The organism is Pseudoalteromonas sp. Bsw20308, assembly GCF_000310105.2.
Taxonomy (GTDB): domain Bacteria; phylum Pseudomonadota; class Gammaproteobacteria; order Enterobacterales; family Alteromonadaceae; genus Pseudoalteromonas; species Pseudoalteromonas fuliginea.
Genome location: NZ_CP013138.1, coordinates 2,532,404 through 2,551,535 on the forward strand (window position 1 = coordinate 2,532,404; position 19,132 = coordinate 2,551,535).

A 19,132-nucleotide genomic window follows, 5' to 3' on the forward strand; every position below is an offset into this window, starting at 1 on the left:
CACGGTTAAGTATTCTCTAATATTAGACCTAATTGCCTACATTATTTATATAAAGAATAAATAATTAGGGCGTGTTGACCTTTCGTGATTGATTTTTCAGCCGTATGTTTGGTATTTAGGCAAATGTAGTGTGATTATTCCCCATAAATTTGGATAACGTAGCATAAATGCCAAATATGCGCTGCCCTTTGGATTCTTTCTAAGGACGATTAAGTCTTTGTTACCTACATAGATTTAGGTAAGGTGCATTAGCAGGACGCGGAAGATTTGCTCAATTTTTTTATTCTTAAATGAATATAAGCCAGTTGGCTAACGCAGGAGCAGTTACCAACAATCCCACTAGGTTACAAACCCCGCTCCGCGATTAAATCGCCCCTAGATTGAACAAACTTTAATCCTGAAAGATCAACATACCCTATTGTTCTAAATAAAAAATCCTTAACGACGTTACAGTGCAATTTAATTCGTTAAATTTCCCAAAGATTTATACAGGTTGGTCTAGGCATCATTACGTATAAAAAAAGCAAGCTCGAAAGCTTGCTTTAACGTATATTTAAAGTAACCAAAAAATAGTTATACTTTAAGGTAGTCCATAATACCTTCTGCGGCATTACGTCCTTCAAAAATAGCAGTTACCACTAAATCTGAACCACGTACAATGTCGCCACCAGCAAATATTTTAGGGTTAGTAGTTTGATGTGTAAACTCACCTTGTTCTGGTGCGTTAATACCGCCCCAGTTGTTTATTTCTACATCGTATTTTTCTAACCAATCCATTTTGTGAGGCTGGAAACCAAACGCCATAATAACTTGGTCTGCTTCAATAACATGTTCTGAACCAGGTACTTCTTCAGCACGGCTTCTGCCTTTTGCGTCAGGTTCGCCTAATTTAGTTTTAACCATTTTAACGCCGGTTACTTTACCTTTATCGTTCAATACAATGCCTTTAGGCTGAACGTTATACGTAAATATAACGCCTTCTTCTTTCGCATTTTTAACTTCACGTTTAGAGCCTGGCATATTTTCTTTATCACGACGATAAGCACACGTTACTTTTGCAGCATTTTGACGAATAGACGTACGCACACAGTCCATCGCTGTATCACCACCGCCAAGTACAACTACTTTTTGATTAGCCATATCAATACACGGTTGTTTTGTCTCGTCGTAGCCCATTACACGGTTCGTGTTACCAATCAAAAACGGGAGTGCATCGTGAACACCCGGTGCATCTTCATTTTCAAGACCTGCACGCATACTCTGATACGTACCAACCCCTAAAAACACAGCGTCGTAATCAGCTAAAATTTGATCAAGTGTAATATCAACACCTACCTCAACATTTAACTTAAATTCTACGCCCATTTCAGTGAAAATTTCACGGCGCTTTTGCATTACTGATTTTTCAAGTTTAAAAGAAGGAATACCAAATGTGAGTAGTCCACCTATTTCTGGGTGACGATCAAACACCACTGGCTTAACGCCATTTCGTACTAAAATATCAGCACATCCTAAACCTGCAGGGCCAGCACCAATAATGGCTACTTTTTTGTCGGTCCATGTTACATAAGACATATCAGGCTTCCAGCCCATTTTAAATGCCTCATCAGTAATGTACTTTTCAATATTACCAATTGTAACCGCACCAAACTCTTCATCGAGCGTACACGAGCCCTCACACAAGCGGTCTTGTGGACAAACGCGGCCACACACTTCTGGTAAACTATTGGTACGATGAGAAAGCTCAGCCGCCTCTATAATACGGCCCGTGCGTATTAACTTTAACCATTGTGGAATGTAGTTATGTACAGGGCATTTCCACTCACAGTATGGGTTACCACAATCTAAACAACGGTCAGCTTGTGAGTTAACCTGATTCTCTGAAAAGGGTTCGTAAATTTCTACGAAAGATTTTTTACGTGACGAGATTGGTTTTTTGCGTGGGTCTACACGCTGCACGTCTATAAATTGATATACATTTTCGCTCATACTGCCCCCTTATTGCGCCTGAACACGTAGTTCGGCACTACTGCGAGCGCGATGCCCGAGTAAACTTTTTACGTCGCTTGATTTTGGTTTTACTAATTTGAACATCGGTAAGTACAATTCAAAGTTAGCTAGAATACTTTCTGCTCTGCATGAACCCGTAAGCTCTAAATGCTCAGCAATTAAGCCGCGTAAATGTTCTTGATGCGATGCTAATTCTTCAAGTGTAACTACTTCTACTAGCTCGGGATTAATGCGCTTTTCAAAATCATTTCGCTCATCTAAAATATAAGCGAAACCACCTGTCATACCTGCACCAAAGTTAACGCCTACGTTGCCCAGTACACATACAACGCCGCCAGTCATGTATTCACAACCGTTATCACCTACGCCTTCAACAACGGCTTGTACACCTGAGTTACGAACTGCAAAACGCTCTCCGGCACATCCAGCTGCAAACAATTTACCGCCTGTCGCACCATATAAGCATGTGTTGCCTGCAATTGTAGCTTTATGACTTTCGAACGACGAGCCAAGTGGTGGACGAATAACTAGCTTGCCACCAGCCATGCCCTTCCCTACGTAATCGTTAGCATCGCCAACCAATGTCATTTCAAGGCCACCTGCATTCCACACGCCAAATGATTGACCCGCAGTACCGTGTAATTCAATTACGACTGGATCCGCAGCCATACCTTGGTTGCCATATTTATCTGCAATATAGCCAGAAAGCATTGCACCAACCGATCTGTCTGTATTACAAATACGACTTACTAGTGAAATACCGCTTGAAGCGTCAATTGCTTCTTGCGCCTTAGCAAGTAGGCTTTCATTAAGCTTTCCTAAATAATGTGAGCTATTAGGCGCACTACAATAAAGTGTTTCACCAGTTGGGTTATTAGGCTGAGCAACTACAGAAGATAAATCAATTTTCTTCTGTTTTGCTGTTTTACCTTCAATTGCTTCAAGTAAATCTAAACGACCAATTAAGTCAGTTAAGTTTACAACACCCAAGCTTGCCATAATTTCACGGGCTTCTTGCGCTATAAACTTAAAGTAGTTCATCGCCATTTCTGGTAGGCCGTGATAATGCTTTTGGCGAAGTGTTTCGTCTTGTGTTGCAACACCGGTCGCACAGTTATTTAAGTGGCAAATACGCAAGTATTTACAACCAAGGGCAACCATTGGGCCAGTACCAAAGCCAAAGCTTTCAGCACCTAGAATTGCTGCTTTAATAATATCTAAACCTGTTTTTAAGCCACCATCTGTTTGCAGGCGAATGCGATGACGAAGGCCATTTTCAACAAGTGCTTGCTGTGTTTCAGCAAGGCCAAGCTCCCATGGGCTACCGGCATATTTAACTGAAGTAAGTGGGCTTGCACCTGTACCGCCATCATAGCCAGAAATAGTAATTAAATCGGCATAGGCTTTAGCAACACCTGTCGCAATGGTTCCTACGCCTGGTTCTGAAACCAGTTTTACAGAAATAAGTGCTTTAGGGTTTACTTGTTTTAAATCGAAAATTAGCTGTGCTAAATCTTCAATTGAGTAAATATCGTGATGTGGTGGTGGCGAAATTAACGTAACACCTGGCACCGAATAACGAAGTTTAGCAATATATGGGGTTACTTTTTCACCTGGTAATTGCCCGCCTTCACCTGGTTTTGCACCTTGCGCTACTTTAATTTGAATAACGTCAGCACTGCGTAAGTAATGCGGCGTTACGCCAAATCGACCTGAAGCGACTTGCTTAATACGTGAATTTTTTTCGGTACCGTAACGCAGCTTATCTTCGCCGCCTTCACCCGAGTTTGAACACCCACCCAAGCGGTTCATCGCAATTGCTAGCGCCTCATGCGCTTCTGGCGATAAAGCACCAATACTCATTGCGGCCGAATCAAATCGTTTATAAAGATTTTCTGCAGGCTCGACATCATCAATGCTAATGCCGGTTTCCGGCAATCTAAGCGAAAGCATGTCACGTAGCGTAGCAATCGGACGATTATTAACGAGTTTTGCATACTCACTGTAATCGCTGTATTCACCAGAACGAACTGCTTTTTGTAGGGTTTGGATTACATCCGGATTATAAGCATGATATTCGCCACCATGAACATACTTAAACAAACCGCCGTGGCTTAATAATTTACGTTTACTTAAAGCAAGTTTATGTAGGCTCTGTTGATCGTCATCAAAATCGGTAAAACAGGCACCCTGTATACGACTTGCCACACCTTTAAAACACATTTGTACAATAGCATCAGATAAACCAACCGCTTCAAACAACATTGAGCAACGATATGACGCAACCGTACTTATGCCCATTTTAGACATGATTTTATATAAGCCCTTGTTAATGGCTTTACGATAAGCAAGCGTTACTTCGCAATACGACTTATCAATAATTTTATTGTCGCTCATTGCAACTAACGATTCATACGCAAGGTATGGATAAATGGCAGTTGCACCAAAACCTAATAAAACTGCAAATTGGTGTGCATCGCGCACACTACCAGTTTCAATAATGATGTTCGATTCACAACGAAGATTATTATCAACAAGACGATTTTGCACCGCGCCCACAGCCATAGCTGCTGGAATAGGTAAATTCGTTTCATCAAAGTTGCGGTCTGTTAGAACAAGCATAATACAGCCCGATGCTGCTTTTTTCTGCGCAATATCACAAATTCGCGATACTGCTTTTTCCAATCCTTCTTCAACTGTATACGTAATATCAATTTTACAGTAGCTGTAATGTGCTTCATCAGCATTTAATAATTGCTGCATGTCTGCGTACATTAAAATTGGCGTATCAAACTGTAGGCGCTTAGCGTGGCCTGTTGTTTCGTTAAATACATTTTGCTCACTACCAATACATGTCGCAAGTGACATTACATGATTTTCACGCAGTGGATCGATAGGTGGGTTTGTTACTTGCGCAAATTTTTGGCGGAAGTAATCATAAAGTGAACGATGCCCTTCACTAAGCACAGCAAATGGCGTGTCATCACCCATTGAGCCTGTTGCCTCTTGGCCGTTTTCACCCATTACACGAATAACGCTATCAAGCTCTTCGTTGGTATAACCAAACATTTTTTGATATTTAGCTAGCGTTTCATTATCAAAAGAACGATTACCGGCATCTTGCTCAGTAAGTTCTTCAAATGGAACTAAACGTTTAACATTTTCTTCAAGCCATGACTTGTATGGATGGCGAGATTTTAAATCTTGATCGATTTCATCCGAATGCCAAATTTTGCCAAGCTTAGTATCAATAACTAATAATTCACCTGGACCAACACGACCTTTTTCAACCACTTCATCAGCAGTGTAATCCCAAATACCCACCTCTGATGCAAGCGTAATAAAGCCATCTTGTGTAATTACATAACGCGCAGGGCGAAGTCCATTACGGTCAAGGTTACACGCCGCAAAACGACCATCCGACATTACAATACCTGCCGGACCATCCCATGGTTCCATATGCATAGAGTTAAAGTCGTAAAATGCACGTAGATCATCGTCCATTGCACGGTTTTTTTGCCATGCAGGTGGCACAAGCATGCGCATCGCACGGAATAAATCCATGCCGCCAGCTAAAAATAGCTCAAGCATATTATCTAGGCTGGATGAATCAGAACCAGTTTCGTTTACAAACGGTGCCGCTGTTTGTAAATCAGGAATAAGTGGTGACGCAAACTTATAAGAACGCGCACGTGCCCATTGGCGGTTACCTTCAATGGTATTAATTTCACCATTGTGTGCTAAATAACGAAAAGGTTGAGCAAGAGGCCAACGCGGCTGAGTATTAGTAGAAAAGCGTTGATGAAAAACACAAATCGCACTGGTCATACGAATATCAGCTAAATCTAGGTAAAAGTTAGGTAAATCTGCAGGCATCATAAGGCCTTTATAGATAGTAACTAATCCAGACAAGCTTGCAATATAAAAAGCTTCATCATCAACAATACGCTTTTCAGCACGACGACGCGCTACATATAAGCGTCGCTCTAAATCTTTAGAACGCCAACCTTCTGGCGCACTAACAAAAATTTGTTCAAACCCAGGTAATTGTTGTACTGCTATAGGACCTAACATTGATGGGTCGGTTGGCACTACGCGCCAACCTAAAATATTTAGCGTTTCTTTTTCTAATTCTTCGCTAAGTATTTGTTTTGCAGCTTGTGCTAAAACAGGATCTGAATTTAAAAAAATCATACCTACGGCATAATTTTTACCTAAGTGCCAATTGTTCTCAGCCGCAATAGCACGAAAAAAGCTGTCTGGTTTTTGTAATAATAAACCACAGCCATCACCTGTTTTACCATCGGCAGATATACCGCCACGATGCTGCATGCGATCAAGCCCCGTAATAGCAGTACGAATAAGCCTATGACTAGCTTGACCATTAACTTGGGCTATTAAGCCAAAGCCACAATTTTCTTTTTCTAATTTTGAGTCGTATAACATAGACCCCTCCCCTTGCTGCACTGTTAGCGTGGATGAACTGCTCGACGATTTGCTAACAGACGGACAAAACTAGCCTCTATCGTAAATAGAGTCAATAGCATTTTGAATACATATTCACATTCTTGAATATTTCTCACTTCATAGCAAGATTTCTTTTTCATCATTATTTTTAACATTTAGTCGTATATTAGGCGTTATTTTTTCATGACACTGGTGTCAAGTTTAACATTTTGTAAAAACAACCAAGTAAAAAACTACAGCTTACGTAAACGTAAAGCCCTCATTCAGTGAATAAATATTCAACATACACCGATAAAGTTAGTTAACATTTAGATAGTTTTGTGCTATTTCCGTAATTTTGAGGCTTAACCTCTCTTCTTTTTACTGGTCATTAGTATAGTTATTAATATTTGTGGCATTTTTAATCTCTTAATAGTGAATTTTTATTTACTAATGCGTCCACTGCGGACACTTTTATGTCCGCGGACATATAAAAAACACATAAAATAAAATTTAATTACCTAATTACAGTGAGTTACGCTTTGGCATGCTAATAGTATAGAGCTATACACATTCGTTAAGTGGAATAATTATGTTTATGCTTAGTTTATTTTTGATATCTCCTATTGTCGCTATTTGCACCGCAGTTTTTTTTCTACTGTGTGAAAAATATATAAAAGCCGTGTAGGAGAGCCTAATGATTAAAGATACCAGCGCACAAGACGTACAAGTAAAGGCACCTATGAACTATAAAAAATACGCGGTCATCACTGCGGTTATTTTCATTGTAGCCTCGACAATTGCTTATATTTTTTTAACGAGTCATAGCGCTAAAAGCTCTATTAGCCGCTCAAAAGTACAGGTTGCCAAAGTACACGTTAAAGCGCTCATTCGAGACATTGCCGCCAGTGGTAAAATTGTTGCTGCTAATGCTCCTAAAATCTACAGCCCAGAACGTGGTTTTATAGATTTAAAAGTAAAGGCTGGCGATACAGTAAAGCAAGGGGACACACTTGCTCTGCTGCAAAGCCCTGAGTTAACTAACGAATTAAAGCAACAGGAGTCTGTACTTAAACGACTACAAGGCGAGCAGCAAAGGCAGCACTTGCAAGCAAGACGCCAAACACTCACTTTAAATAAAACACTTGATATGGCACAAGTTGAGCTTAACGCCGCTGAGCGCGAAAATCGCCGGGCGCAGTTATCAATACAAAAGCACTTAATTAGCCAAATTGATCTTGAAAAAGCAGTTGATGATTTATCACGTGCAAAGCTCACATATAAGCATGCACAACAAGAGGTATTACTTGCCAAAGACACGCTCGCCTTTGAACTACAAGCAGCTAAAAGTGATGTAACCCGCCAGCAACTTATTGTTGATGATTTAATCAGAAAAGTAAGCAACCTATCTATTAAAGCTACCGTTACTGGGATCGTGGGTAACCTACTTGTGCAACAAAAAGCCGCAGTGACGCAAAGCCAACCTCTTATGACACTCGTCGACTTAAGTAATTTCGAAGCAGAGCTCCAAGTACCTGAAAGTTACGCAAACGAATTAGGACTCGGTATGGAAGTAGAGCTTAAGTTAGGCAATGAAACAGTGATAGGGAATTTATCCGCCATATCACCAGAAGTTAATAACCGTGAAGTAACAGCACGCGTCCGATTTAAAGGCGTTACTAACAACATTCGTCAGAACCAACGCTTAACTGCACGTATTTTACTCGACAACCGAGAAGGTGTAATGCAAGTAAAGCGCGGTGCATTTATGCAGCAAGGCGGAATTGTTGCTTATAAGGTACAAGGCAATATTGCAAAACGCATACCTATTACTATAGGCGCCACAAGCATTAACGCGGTTGAACTTTTAAGCGGTGTTAAAGAAAACGATGAAATTATTATTTCAAGCTACAGCGACTTTAAACAAGCCGACACGATTTTATTAAATTAAACAGACGTTCTCAACCAACGCTAAAAATAATTAGGAACACCCATGTTACAAATGAACAATGTAAGTAAAGTATACCAAACAGAAATGGTACAAACCCATGCACTTCGAGACTTTAACCTGCAAGTAAACGAAGGCGAATTTATTGCTGTTACCGGTCCTAGCGGCTCAGGAAAAACAACCTTTTTAAATATTGCAGGTATGCTCGAGCCTTTTAACGAAGGTGAGTACCTGTTGGATGGTGTTAATGTTGGCAGCTTAAACGACAACCAACGTGCTGATTTACGTAATCAAAAAATTGGCTTTATATTCCAAGGCTTTAATTTAATCCCTGATTTAAATTTATATGAAAACATAGAAGTTCCTCTTCGCTATAGAGGGATTAAAGCAAATGAGCGAAAACGTCGAATTGAGCAATGCCTTGAACAAGTTGGTTTAGCATCTCGCGCTAAACACTTACCTCAACAACTCTCTGGTGGCCAGCAACAACGTGTTGCAATAGCCCGTGCGCTTGCTGGTGAACCTCGTTTTTTACTAGCCGATGAGCCAACAGGTAACCTTGACAGCTTAATGGCTCGCCAAGTTATGGAGTTACTTGAACAAATCAATCGCGACGGTGCCACTATTGTAATGGTAACGCATGATAGCGAATTAGCCCGCCGTGCTCCGCGTAATATTCAAGTAGTTGATGGGCAGCTTGCCGACTTTACGCTTTATCAGGGCGCGCAAACTATAAAAACAGCATCGGGGGTTTAACTAATGTTTATTCATTATTTAGATTTAAGTTGGCGCAGCTTCAAGCGCACCCCACTGGTTAGCTTTTTAATGGTACTTGCCATTGCGATAGGTATAGGCATAACAATGACCAGCCTTAGTGTTTATCATATGATGTCGGCCGATCCTATCCCAGAAAAAAGCAGCCAACTTTACAGTGTGCAATTACAAACAATGGACGATGGTAGTACGTGGTGGACAGAAGATAACATGCCACTGCAACTGACCTATCAAGATGCTGAGAACTTATTAAACGCGCCCACGTCAGAGAAAAAAGTGGCTATGATGCGTACCGGCTTTTCAGTTTATTTAGATTCAGATAAAATAAAACCCTTTATTGGCAGTGCACGGATGACAACGCCTGACTTTTTTAGCATGTTTGATTTGTCATTTTTGTACGGTGGGGCTTGGAGCAAAGAGCAAGAAAACTCAGCTGCACCTGTGGTTGTTATTACCCAAGAGATAAACGATAAACTATTTGCAGGAAAAAACTCTGTCGGAGAACTGATTTACTTAGATGATGCAAGCTACCAAGTAGCTGGTGTTATTAACCATTGGCCTCTCAATATTAAATATTATGATTTAAATAACGGTGCATTTAATCAAGTAGAAGAGTTATTTATGCCCTTTAGCTTAATAAAGGCAAAAGAGCTCGTAAGTTGGGGCAATAGCAATGGATGGAAGCACGAAAACACACCAACCTTTGCAGATAAACTGCAATCTGAGCAAGTATGGATCCAGTTTTGGGCAGAGCTAAATACGCTTGAACAAAAACAAGCCTATCAAAATTACTTATTAGCCTATATGCAGGAACAACAAAAACGTGGGCGATTTAATCGTAAAGAACTTGAGTATAAACTTCGCGATGTAAACCAATGGATGCAATACAACAACGTCGTCACCGAAGACAATAAAATTTTAGTGGGCCTGAGCTTTATGTTTTTAGGTGTCTGCTTAGCCAATATTTTAGGTTTACTTTTAGCCAAGTTTTTACGCAGAGCGCCAGAAGTAGGTGTAAGACGCGCATTAGGTGCGAGTAAAAGGCAAATATTTTTACAGCACTTAGTTGAGGTCGCCATGCTTGGCTTTATAGGTGGCATGCTAGGAATTGTACTAGCACAACTTGGCTTAATGGGCGTAGGGCAAAGCTATGACTACTATGAAAATTTAGCGACAATGGATTTAACCATGCTATTGAGCGCCCCATTGATTGCAATTACAACCTGCATTTTGGCTGGTTTGTACCCTGCTTGGCTAGTGTGTAAAACCAACCCTGCTATTTATCTTAAGAGCCAATAAGGAATGTCACAATGTTAGAAATAAAACCTATATTTAACGCCTTATGCCGCTCAAAGGTGGGCGCTGTATTACTGCTAATTCAAATTGCAATTACCACAGCCATAGTCAGTAATGCTGCATTTATCATTCAAGATAGAATTAGTTATTTAAACCAAGAAACGGGCTACCCTGAACAAGATATATTTAAGTTTAATGTAATGACCTTTGGTACTGATATTAACTTAAGTCAGCAGTTTGAGCTTGATGAAAGCATGCTTAGAAAAATGCCAGGCGTGGTCGATGCCGCATTAAGCAGTAGTATTCCACTATCAGGGAGTGGCAGCGCTTCGAGCTTTAATTTAAAACCTGCCCCACAAGAAGGCCTAAGTGTCAGGGCCGCTTATATTTTTATAGACGATCATGCTATTAATACCTACGGCGTTAACTTAATTGCAGGGCGAAACTTTACCGAAGATGAAGTGCTCGTTACAAACGAAATTACACAAAAGCGCACCAACGTCACTATAGTCACTAAAGCCCTACTTGATGAGCTCTATCCTGATGGAGATGGTTTAGGGAAAATAGTTTATTTTGGTGACCTACCACTTAAAGTTATTGGCGTGATCGGAAAAATGAAAGGCCCGTGGCTCAAAGACAGTAAACCCGATAATTTTGCGTTTATTCCTTATATTAAAGCAGAAAGTTATACACAAGTTGCCGTTCGTACAGAGCCAGGTCAGCGAGCAACTGTAATGAAAGAAATAGAAAATGCCATGCTTGCAAATTACAGTAAGCGCGTTATTAATAACATTAAAGGGCTTGATGAACTAAAAAATGAGTACACCGCTCAAGATCGCCTTATGATGCGCATGCTCATAGTATTAATCACTATTTTAGTGCTTATAACCGCTCTCGGTATTTTTGGCTTAACCTTATTTAATATTAGCAAACGTACTAAGCAAATTGGTACACGCAGAGCACTTGGCGCAAGAAAGTCAGCTATTGTTAGCTACTTTTTAGTAGAAAATGCATTAATTTGTAGCCTAGGTTTAGCCTTAGGTGTAGTAACAGCAATACTACTTGGGAAAATGTTAATGCAGTATTTTTCTGTAGCCGCACTACCGCCAAGTTATATAGCCGTTACCGCCATTGCCGTATTATTAATGAGTTTACTTGCAGTATTAGCGCCAGCTAAACGCGCTGCCAATATTTCGCCCAGTATCGCAACTCGCACTATTTAATTATATTTAAATCACTATGCTACACTGCTTAGTAAGGCAGTGTAGCCATCAAAAAATTATAAAAATAACCTATGACTCATAAAATACTCATTGTTGATGATAACCAAGCAGTACTCGACGCACTTTCATTGTTGCTCGAGATCCACGACTTTTCGGTAGTCACTGCAACAAATCCGTTTGATGCTCTGCAAATAGTTCGCTATCAACGCATTGAGCTTGTAATTCAAGACATGAACTTTACCAGTGACACGACCTCTGGTGAAGAAGGTAAAGCCTTGTTTTATGAACTACGAGAAATAAACCCACACCTCCCTATTATACTTATTACAGCCTGGACCGAACTTGCCACCGCCATTGAGCTTGTAAAAGCAGGTGCTGCCGATTACTTACCAAAACCCTGGGATGATGCAAAACTACTAGTTTGTATCGGTAACTTAATAGAGCTAGGCAGTGCTAAAAAAATAGTGGCGACACATAATCGCCATCAACAAGAACGTGAAGGTACATTTAAAAGCGCAGACCTTGCTGGGCTAATATTTAAAAGTACTGCGATGGAACGACTGGTTACTATGGCGCTACAAGTGGCTAAATCTGATATATCTGCATTAATTACAGGCCCTAATGGGAGTGGCAAAGAGTGTATTGCGCATATTATTCAAAAAAACTCCCCACTTGTATCACAACCTTTTATTAAGGTAAACGCAGGTGCATTACCGCAAGAACTTATAGAGGCCGAACTTTTTGGCGCTGAAGCTGGCGCATACACGGGGATAACTAAACAACGTATTGGTCGATTTGAAGCAGCTGATGGCGGTACGTTATTTTTAGATGAAATTGGTAATTTACCACTTTCAGGACAAATAAAATTACTACGCGTACTACAAACCGGCGAGTTTGAACGTTTAGGCTCAACGCAAACACGAAAAGTAAATGTGCGCGTTATATCGGCCACTAACGAAAACTTACTACAAGCAATTGAACAAGGTCGATTTAGGGAAGACTTATATTATCGCCTTAACGTAATTGAGCTCAATGTGCCTGCCCTGTGCGAAAGACAAGATGATGTTTTAGCGCTTATTAGCCACTTTTTACCTCACCGAGAGTTGACTATAAACACAGAGCAAGCACTTCAACACTACAAATGGCCAGGTAACGTTCGAGAGCTAGAAAACGCTTGTAAGCGTGTAGCGGTACTAAAACCTACAGGTGCGCTTACAGTCGATGACTTTGCTCTTTCGTCACCGGTCTCTTCCCAACAAAAAGCAGAGCCGACCAAACAGGAAATAGAACACGCAATGCGCACTCATCAAGGTGTTATAGCCAAAGTGGCCCGTGAATTTGGTTTAAGCCGACAAGCACTTTACAGGCGGTTACAAAAAATGGGTATTGATTATTAATGCCAAACATTATTAGCAACTTTACCCTAAGCCAAAAGATTGTATTAATTTGCGGGCTTTGTAGCGCGCTGCCTGTTGTTATTATTGCCGCGCTAAGTGGCTTTGATATGTATTACACCCTGCTTTTAATATTACTAACGCTTACATTTAGCACCTTGCTTTCAAGAGCCATCACCAAGCCAATAAAGCTTGGCATGCAATCGCTCGAAACCGGATTACTTAATTTTAAAGATGGTGAGCTCTCCAGTTTGCTTGCGTATAAAAGTAATGATGAACTTGGAAAGCTATGCCAACTTTATAATCAAACCGCAAAACAGCTTCGCCAAGAAAAACAATGGATTTACCAGCGCGAGTTAATGCTTGATAAAGTATTGCAAAGCTCGCCGCAAGCGCTACTGCTGGTCAATGATAATAATACGGTGGTATTTAGTAATTTAATTAGCCGTAGCTTATTTAATAGCGCATCTCGCCTTGAAGGTATGCAACTAAGCAAGTTACTCGAAAATTCGCCTCTGCAATTAGTAGCAGCTATAGAGCACGGTATTGATGGCCTCTTTAATATAGAAATAGAGAATCAAGACTCGCAAACTTGGCATTTAGCCACTGGGGAGTTTTTACTTAATAATCAAAAGCATCATTTATATATATTTAAACAGTTAACCCGTGAACTTAGTCGCCAAGAAGTTGCCGTGTGGAAAAAAGTAATACGCATTATTAGCCACGAATTAAATAATTCACTCGGCCCTATGTCATCCATGCTACACAGCGCACAATTGCTCGCAAATAAAGTTGATGAGCCTCGTCTTGCCCGTGTATTTGCAACTATTGATGAGCGAATTAGTCACTTAACTGAATTTGTACAAGGCTATGGCAAGTTTGCTAAATTACCTCAGCCACAAAAAACGCGGATTAACTGGCAAAACACACTCGAGAATTTAAAAAATCACTGGCAATTTAGCTACGAAATAAAAAATTCACACAATGAATTACAAGCTGATCAAACACAACTCGAGCAGCTGCTGATAAACCTATTAAAAAATTCACACGAGTCAGGCTCCAACGCCAATGAAATACATATTCAGGTCGAGTTTGTACCCCAAGCATGTGTTATAAATGTAAGCGACTGCGGTAAAGGAATGAGCGAGCAAGTAATGGCAAATGCTTTAGTGCCCTTTTATTCAACAAAAAGTACGGGGAGTGGTTTAGGGCTAGCTTTATGCAGAGAAATAGCAGAAGCGCACCAAGGGCATATAAGTTTACATAACAAAATAGAGGGCGGCTTAAACGTTCAAGTGAGCCTTCCTTATTCGTAAATTTACACAAATTAAAAACAACAAAGCCACTTAAAAAGTGGCTTTGTGTTTAAAGAGCTTAATAACCCGAGTTCAGGTTGAGTAATAAATTACTCTGCGTCAGCTTCTTTATATTTAGCAGCAGTTTCAGTAATTAACGGCTGTAATTCACCGCGTTGAAACATTTCGATAATAATGTCACAACCACCAACTAATTCGCCATCTACCCAAAGTTGTGGGAATGTTGGCCAATTTGCGTATGCTGGAAGCTCAGCACGAATGTCTGGATTAAGTAAAATATCAACGTATGCAAATGGTTCACCACATGACATTAACGCTTGCGATGCTTGTGAAGAAAAACCACAATTTGGTAATTTTGGTGACCCTTTCATGAAAAGGATTATTGGGTTTTCTGAAATTTGCTGTTTAATTTTATCAATGGTTTCCATCTACAACCTCAAAGTAACGATAGCTAAATATATTTTGGTCTTGAAAATAACTCATCGTGACCACAAATATATAACTTAAAATGGGCAAATAAAGCCGCAATTGAAATAGTCTTTCGCAATAGCATTGCTGTTTGCTTAAACTTGAGTAAAATACTCAACAATTATAGTAACACTATATTACCGCTTGGTATAGGTAACTGGTCTGTTTCAACAGGCATTACGTATTACCAAATGGACTATCAACCAAAGAAGATGGAGATAAAAAAATGGCATTTGAACTACCGTCACTACCATATGCAATCGACGCACTTGAGCCACATATTTCAAAAGAAACACTAGAGTTTCACCATGGCAAACACCACAACACTTACGTGGTTAAGCTTAATGGTTTAATCCCTGGTACTGAGTTTGAAAACAAATCTCTAGAAGAGATCGTATGTTCATCAGAAGGCGGCGTATTTAACAACGCAGCACAAATCTGGAACCATACTTTTTACTGGAACAGCTTATCTCCAAACGGCGGCGGCGAGCCTACTGGCGCAGTTGCTGATGCAATCAACGCAAAATGGGGTTCTTTTGATGCGTTTAAAGCGGCATTAAACGATAAAGCAGTAAATAACTTTGGTTCAAGCTGGACGTGGTTAGTTAAGCTTGCTGATGGTTCACTAGACATCGTTAATACATCTAACGCTGCTACACCATTAACTGATGATGGCGTTACTGCAATCCTTACTGTGGATTTATGGGAACACGCTTACTACATTGATTACCGTAACGTTCGTCCAGATTACCTTAAAGGTTTTTGGTCGCTTGTTAACTGGGAATTCGCGAACGCTAACTTCGCTTAATTAGCCTTTAAACGCTAATTTTAAAAAGACGCTTAGGCGTCTTTTTTTGTATGTTATTCTTTTACTTTTTCGTTTATACGTGTTGTTGTGTTCATTAGTTCAACATGATCTTTTTTCACTTAAATTTTTAATTTTATTGCACAAAAATACCAATTCGTGACTAGACTTTAAAAGGTAAGCACCTTTTTACAGCGGGTTTCGGAGGTTATTATGACGATTTTTGAGCATTACCAAGCACGATACGAAGCGGCACAGGAAGAAGAATACAGTATCGCTGAATTTCTTGAGATTTGTAAAACCGATAAGTCTGCCTACGCCAGCGCACCAGAACGCCTACTCATGGCAATTGGCGAACCACACATGGTAGATACCGCAACGGATGCACGACTAAGTCGATTATTTTCAAATAGAGTAGTTGCGCGCTACCCTGCCTTTGCTGATTTTTATGGTATGGAAGACGCCATTGAGCAAATAGTCTCTTATTTAAAACATGCGGCTCAGGGGCTAGAAGAATGCAAACAAGTGCTTTATTTACTCGGGCCTGTAGGTGGGGGTAAATCATCCATTGCTGAAAAACTAAAGTATTTAATGCAACAAGTGCCTATTTATTCAATTAAAGGGTCTCCTGTAAACGACCACCCCCTCTCCTTGTTTGATCCTATCGAAGATGCAGACGTACTCAGCAAAGAGTACGGTATTAAACCGCGCTACTTAAAAACCATTATGTCGCCTTGGGCAGGCAAACGCTTAAAAGAGTTCAATGGTGATATTAGCCAGTTTAGAGTGGTTAAACGCTACCCTTCTATTTTAAACCAAATAGGCATTGCCAAAACCGAACCAGGAGATGAAAACAACCAAGATATTTCAGCACTGGTTGGTAAGGTCGATATTCGCCAGCTTGAGCACTTTGCCCAAAACGATCCTGATGCATACGCCTACTCTGGCTCTTTATGTTTAGCTAACCAAGGGCTGATGGAATTTGTAGAAATGTTTAAAGCGCCTATTAAAGTGCTGCATCCTTTACTTACCGCAACCCAAGAAGGTAACTATAACGGCACAGAAGGCATTAGTGCCCTGCCCTTTAATGGCATGATCCTCGCTCACTCGAATGAGTCTGAGTGGCAAACCTTTAAAAACAATAAAAACAACGAAGCATTTTTAGACCGTGTTTATATTGTAAAAGTCCCTTATTGCTTACGTGTAACTGAAGAAATTAAAATTTACGACAAATTACTTGAGCACAGCGAGCTATACAACGCGCCATGTGCACCGGGTACACTTAAAACATTGGCGCAATTTACGACGCTATCACGTTTAAAAGAGCCAGAAAATTCAAGTATCTATTCTAAAATGCGGGTATATGATGGCGAAACTCTAAAAGATACCGACCCTAAAGCAAAATCGTATCAAGAGTATCGTGATTACGCAGGGGTTGATGAAGGTATGACGGGGCTCTCTACCCGCTTTGCGTTTAAAATTTTGTCCCGTGTGTTTAACTTTGATACCACTGAGGTTGCTGCAAATCCGGTGCATTTGTTCTATGTGCTTGAGCAACAGATAGAGCGCGAGCAATTTTCAAGTGAAATAGAAGAGCGTTATTTAAGCTTTTTAAAAGGCTATTTAATTCCACAATATGTCGAGTTTATAGGTAAAGAACTGCAAACCGCTTATCTAGAATCGTACTCGGAATACGGACAAAATATTTTTGACCGTTATGTTATTTATGCAGATTTTTGGATACAAGACCAAGAATATCGCGACCCCGATACAGGACAGCTATTTGACCGCGCAGCGCTAAACGCTGAACTTGAAAAAATAGAAAAGCCAGCGGGTATTTCTAATCCTAAAGATTTTCGTAATGAAATAGTGAACTTTGTACTGCGTGCCCGTGCACACAACAACGGTAAAAACCCACTATGGACAAGCTACGAAAAACTACGCACGGTGATTGAGAAAAAAATGTTCTCTAATACCGAAGATTTACTCCCTGTTATTTCGTTTAATACTAAAACGTCTGCAGAGGATCAGCAAAAGCACGAAGACTTTGTGAACCGTATGGTCGAAAAAGGCTATACACAAAAACAAGTTCGCTTGCTTTCTGAGTGGTATTTACGGGTTAGAAAATCGCAATAACCTTCATAGTCGTAGTATATAGGAGGTCAATATGGCGCATTTTATAGATAGGCGTTTAAACGGAAAAAATAAAAGTACGCTTAATCGCCAGCGCTTTATTAGGCGCTATAAAAAGCAAATTAAAGAAGCGGTTTCAGATGCGATTAACAAACGCAGCGTTACCGATTCAAGCTCTGGTGAGAGTATTTCTATTCCACAACGCGATATCAGCGAACCTACATTTCATCAAGGGCAAGGCGGGAATAGAGAGCAAATTCACCCTGGTAACGATCAGTTTTCTACAGGTGATAAAATTGAGCGCCCTAAAGGCGGACAAGGCGGTGGTGCCGGTGAAGGTGACGCCAGCGATTCGGGCGAGGGACAAGATGAGTTTGTATTTTCAATATCAAAAGATGAATACCTTGATTTACTGTTTGAAGATCTAGAACTTCCTAACTTACAAGAGAACCAGCTTGATAAGTTAGTGCAAATGAAAACCCATCGCGCAGGATTTTGTAGCGACGGCATGCCAAGTAATATTGACATTGTACGCTCTCTTCAAGGCTCGCTTGCACGGCGTGTTGCCATGAGTGCAGGTAAAAAACGCCGTTTAAAAGAGCTCGAAGAACAACTTGCTCTGCTGCTTGCTGGTCCACATAACGATAAAGCGGCAATTGCTTTGTTACAAAAAGAAATTGCAGCATTAAAAGTGCAAATTAAGTCGGTTCCGTTTATTGATAACTACGATTTACGTTTTCGTAATTACGAAAAGCGCCCTCACCCCACCAGCAAAGCCGTGATGTTTTGTATTATGGATGTGTCAGGCTCAATGGATCAGCCAACAAAAGACATGGCAAAGCGTTTTTATATTTTGCTCTATCAATTTTTAACCCGCAGTTATAAAGACATAGAAGTTGTTTATATTCGCCACCACACACAAGCTAAAGAAGTAGACGAACAAGAGTTTTTTTACTCCCAAGAAACTGGCGGCACTATTGTTTCAAGCGCACTTAAATTAATGAACGAAATAATAAAAGAGCGTTATCACGCAAATGAGTGGAATGTATACGCCGCACAAGCCTCTGATGGCGATAACTGGGCGGACGACACCCCGCAGTGTGGTGAAATATTACGTAATAAGCTCTTAAGCGCAGTACGTTATTTTGCTTATATTGAAATAACCACTCGTGCTCATCAAAGCCTATGGCGCGAATATGAATCTATAACACACAGCCATAATAATTTCGCCATACAGCATATTCAAAGCGTTGAAGATATTTACCCAATTTTTAGGGAGCTATTTAAAAAAGGTCGTCAACAGCAAAACTCTGCATAGC

Annotated in this window: 12 protein-coding genes; 9 read left to right on the top strand and 3 right to left on the bottom strand. The window is 40.3% G+C overall.

The genetic code is table 11. The features are described from left to right. Positions 1-573: 573 nt before the first annotated feature. Both D172_RS10945 and gltB read right to left on the bottom strand, forming a co-directional pair. Positions 574-1,989, bottom strand: coding sequence for an FAD-dependent oxidoreductase (locus D172_RS10945; protein WP_007375839.1), 1,416 nt, complete (start codon positions 1,987-1,989; stop codon positions 574-576). Positions 1,990-1,998: 9 nt separating this feature from the next. Then, positions 1,999-6,456 (bottom strand): glutamate synthase large subunit, encoded by a 4,458-nt coding sequence (gene gltB / locus D172_RS10950; RefSeq protein ID WP_007375840.1) that lies wholly within the window; start codon positions 6,454-6,456, stop codon positions 1,999-2,001. Between the two features lie 697 nt (positions 6,457-7,153). On the opposite strand from gltB, the gene D172_RS10955 reads away from it, so the two are divergent. The 6 genes from D172_RS10955 to D172_RS10980 all read left to right on the top strand — a co-directional run bounded on the left by D172_RS10955 (position 7,154) and on the right by D172_RS10980 (position 14,407). Then, positions 7,154-8,407, top strand: a complete 1,254-nt coding sequence (locus D172_RS10955; RefSeq protein WP_007375841.1) for an efflux RND transporter periplasmic adaptor subunit — start codon at positions 7,154-7,156, stop codon at positions 8,405-8,407. A gap of 42 nt (positions 8,408-8,449) precedes the next feature. Beyond that, on the top strand, positions 8,450-9,160 hold the full coding sequence (locus tag D172_RS10960; protein ID WP_004335374.1) for an ABC transporter ATP-binding protein: 711 nt from the start codon (positions 8,450-8,452) through the stop codon (positions 9,158-9,160). Positions 9,161-9,163: 3 nt separating this feature from the next. Then, positions 9,164-10,477, top strand: a complete 1,314-nt coding sequence (locus D172_RS10965) for an ABC transporter permease (RefSeq protein ID WP_007375842.1) — start codon at positions 9,164-9,166, stop codon at positions 10,475-10,477. A gap of 11 nt (positions 10,478-10,488) precedes the next feature. After that, positions 10,489-11,697: an ABC transporter permease gene (locus D172_RS10970; protein WP_007375843.1), complete on the top strand. Its 1,209-nt coding sequence runs from the start codon at positions 10,489-10,491 to the stop codon at positions 11,695-11,697. A 71-nt stretch (positions 11,698-11,768) separates the two neighbouring features. Continuing rightward, positions 11,769-13,094 (top strand): sigma-54-dependent transcriptional regulator, encoded by a 1,326-nt coding sequence (locus D172_RS10975; RefSeq protein ID WP_007375844.1) that lies wholly within the window; start codon positions 11,769-11,771, stop codon positions 13,092-13,094. Beyond that, on the top strand, positions 13,094-14,407 hold the full coding sequence (locus tag D172_RS10980; protein ID WP_007375845.1) for a sensor histidine kinase: 1,314 nt from the start codon (positions 13,094-13,096) through the stop codon (positions 14,405-14,407). The genes D172_RS10975 and D172_RS10980 overlap by 1 nt, the downstream gene beginning before the upstream one ends. 89 nt (positions 14,408-14,496) lie before the next feature. Here D172_RS10980 and D172_RS10985 read toward each other — a convergent pair whose 3' ends face one another. Further along, on the bottom strand, positions 14,497-14,835 hold the full coding sequence (locus tag D172_RS10985) for a Grx4 family monothiol glutaredoxin (RefSeq protein ID WP_004335359.1): 339 nt from the start codon (positions 14,833-14,835) through the stop codon (positions 14,497-14,499). Between the two features lie 266 nt (positions 14,836-15,101). Here D172_RS10985 and D172_RS10990 point away from each other — a divergent pair, with 266 nt between their 5' ends. The 3 genes from D172_RS10990 to D172_RS11000 all read left to right on the top strand — a co-directional run bounded on the left by D172_RS10990 (position 15,102) and on the right by D172_RS11000 (position 19,131). Further along, positions 15,102-15,683, top strand: a complete 582-nt coding sequence (locus D172_RS10990) for a superoxide dismutase (protein ID WP_007375847.1) — start codon at positions 15,102-15,104, stop codon at positions 15,681-15,683. A 210-nt stretch (positions 15,684-15,893) separates the two neighbouring features. Beyond that, positions 15,894-17,816: a PrkA family serine protein kinase gene (locus D172_RS10995; RefSeq protein ID WP_007375848.1), complete on the top strand. Its 1,923-nt coding sequence runs from the start codon at positions 15,894-15,896 to the stop codon at positions 17,814-17,816. A gap of 31 nt (positions 17,817-17,847) precedes the next feature. Next, positions 17,848-19,131: a YeaH/YhbH family protein gene (locus D172_RS11000; protein WP_007375849.1), complete on the top strand. Its 1,284-nt coding sequence runs from the start codon at positions 17,848-17,850 to the stop codon at positions 19,129-19,131. Position 19,132: the final 1 nt, after the last annotated feature.

Bases quoted from the DNA above. Each gene is read 5' to 3' on its own strand.
- D172_RS10965 (WP_007375842.1), top strand. From the start codon at position 9,164: ATGTTTATTCATTATTTAGATTTAAGTTGGCGCAGCTTCAAGCGCACC.
- D172_RS10960 (WP_004335374.1), top strand. From the start codon at position 8,450: ATGTTACAAATGAACAATGTAAGTAAAGTATACCAAACAGAAATGGTA.
- D172_RS10975 (WP_007375844.1), top strand. From the start codon at position 11,769: ATGACTCATAAAATACTCATTGTTGATGATAACCAAGCAGTACTCGAC.
- D172_RS10995 (WP_007375848.1), top strand. From the start codon at position 15,894: ATGACGATTTTTGAGCATTACCAAGCACGATACGAAGCGGCACAGGAA.
- D172_RS10970 (WP_007375843.1), top strand. From the start codon at position 10,489: ATGTTAGAAATAAAACCTATATTTAACGCCTTATGCCGCTCAAAGGTG.
- D172_RS10955 (WP_007375841.1), top strand. From the start codon at position 7,154: ATGATTAAAGATACCAGCGCACAAGACGTACAAGTAAAGGCACCTATG.
- D172_RS10990 (WP_007375847.1), top strand. From the start codon at position 15,102: ATGGCATTTGAACTACCGTCACTACCATATGCAATCGACGCACTTGAG.
- D172_RS10985 (WP_004335359.1), bottom strand. From the start codon at position 14,835: ATGGAAACCATTGATAAAATTAAACAGCAAATTTCAGAAAACCCAATA.
- D172_RS10980 (WP_007375845.1), top strand. From the start codon at position 13,094: ATGCCAAACATTATTAGCAACTTTACCCTAAGCCAAAAGATTGTATTA.
- D172_RS11000 (WP_007375849.1), top strand. From the start codon at position 17,848: ATGGCGCATTTTATAGATAGGCGTTTAAACGGAAAAAATAAAAGTACG.
- gltB (WP_007375840.1), bottom strand. From the start codon at position 6,456: ATGTTATACGACTCAAAATTAGAAAAAGAAAATTGTGGCTTTGGCTTA.
- D172_RS10945 (WP_007375839.1), bottom strand. From the start codon at position 1,989: ATGAGCGAAAATGTATATCAATTTATAGACGTGCAGCGTGTAGACCCA.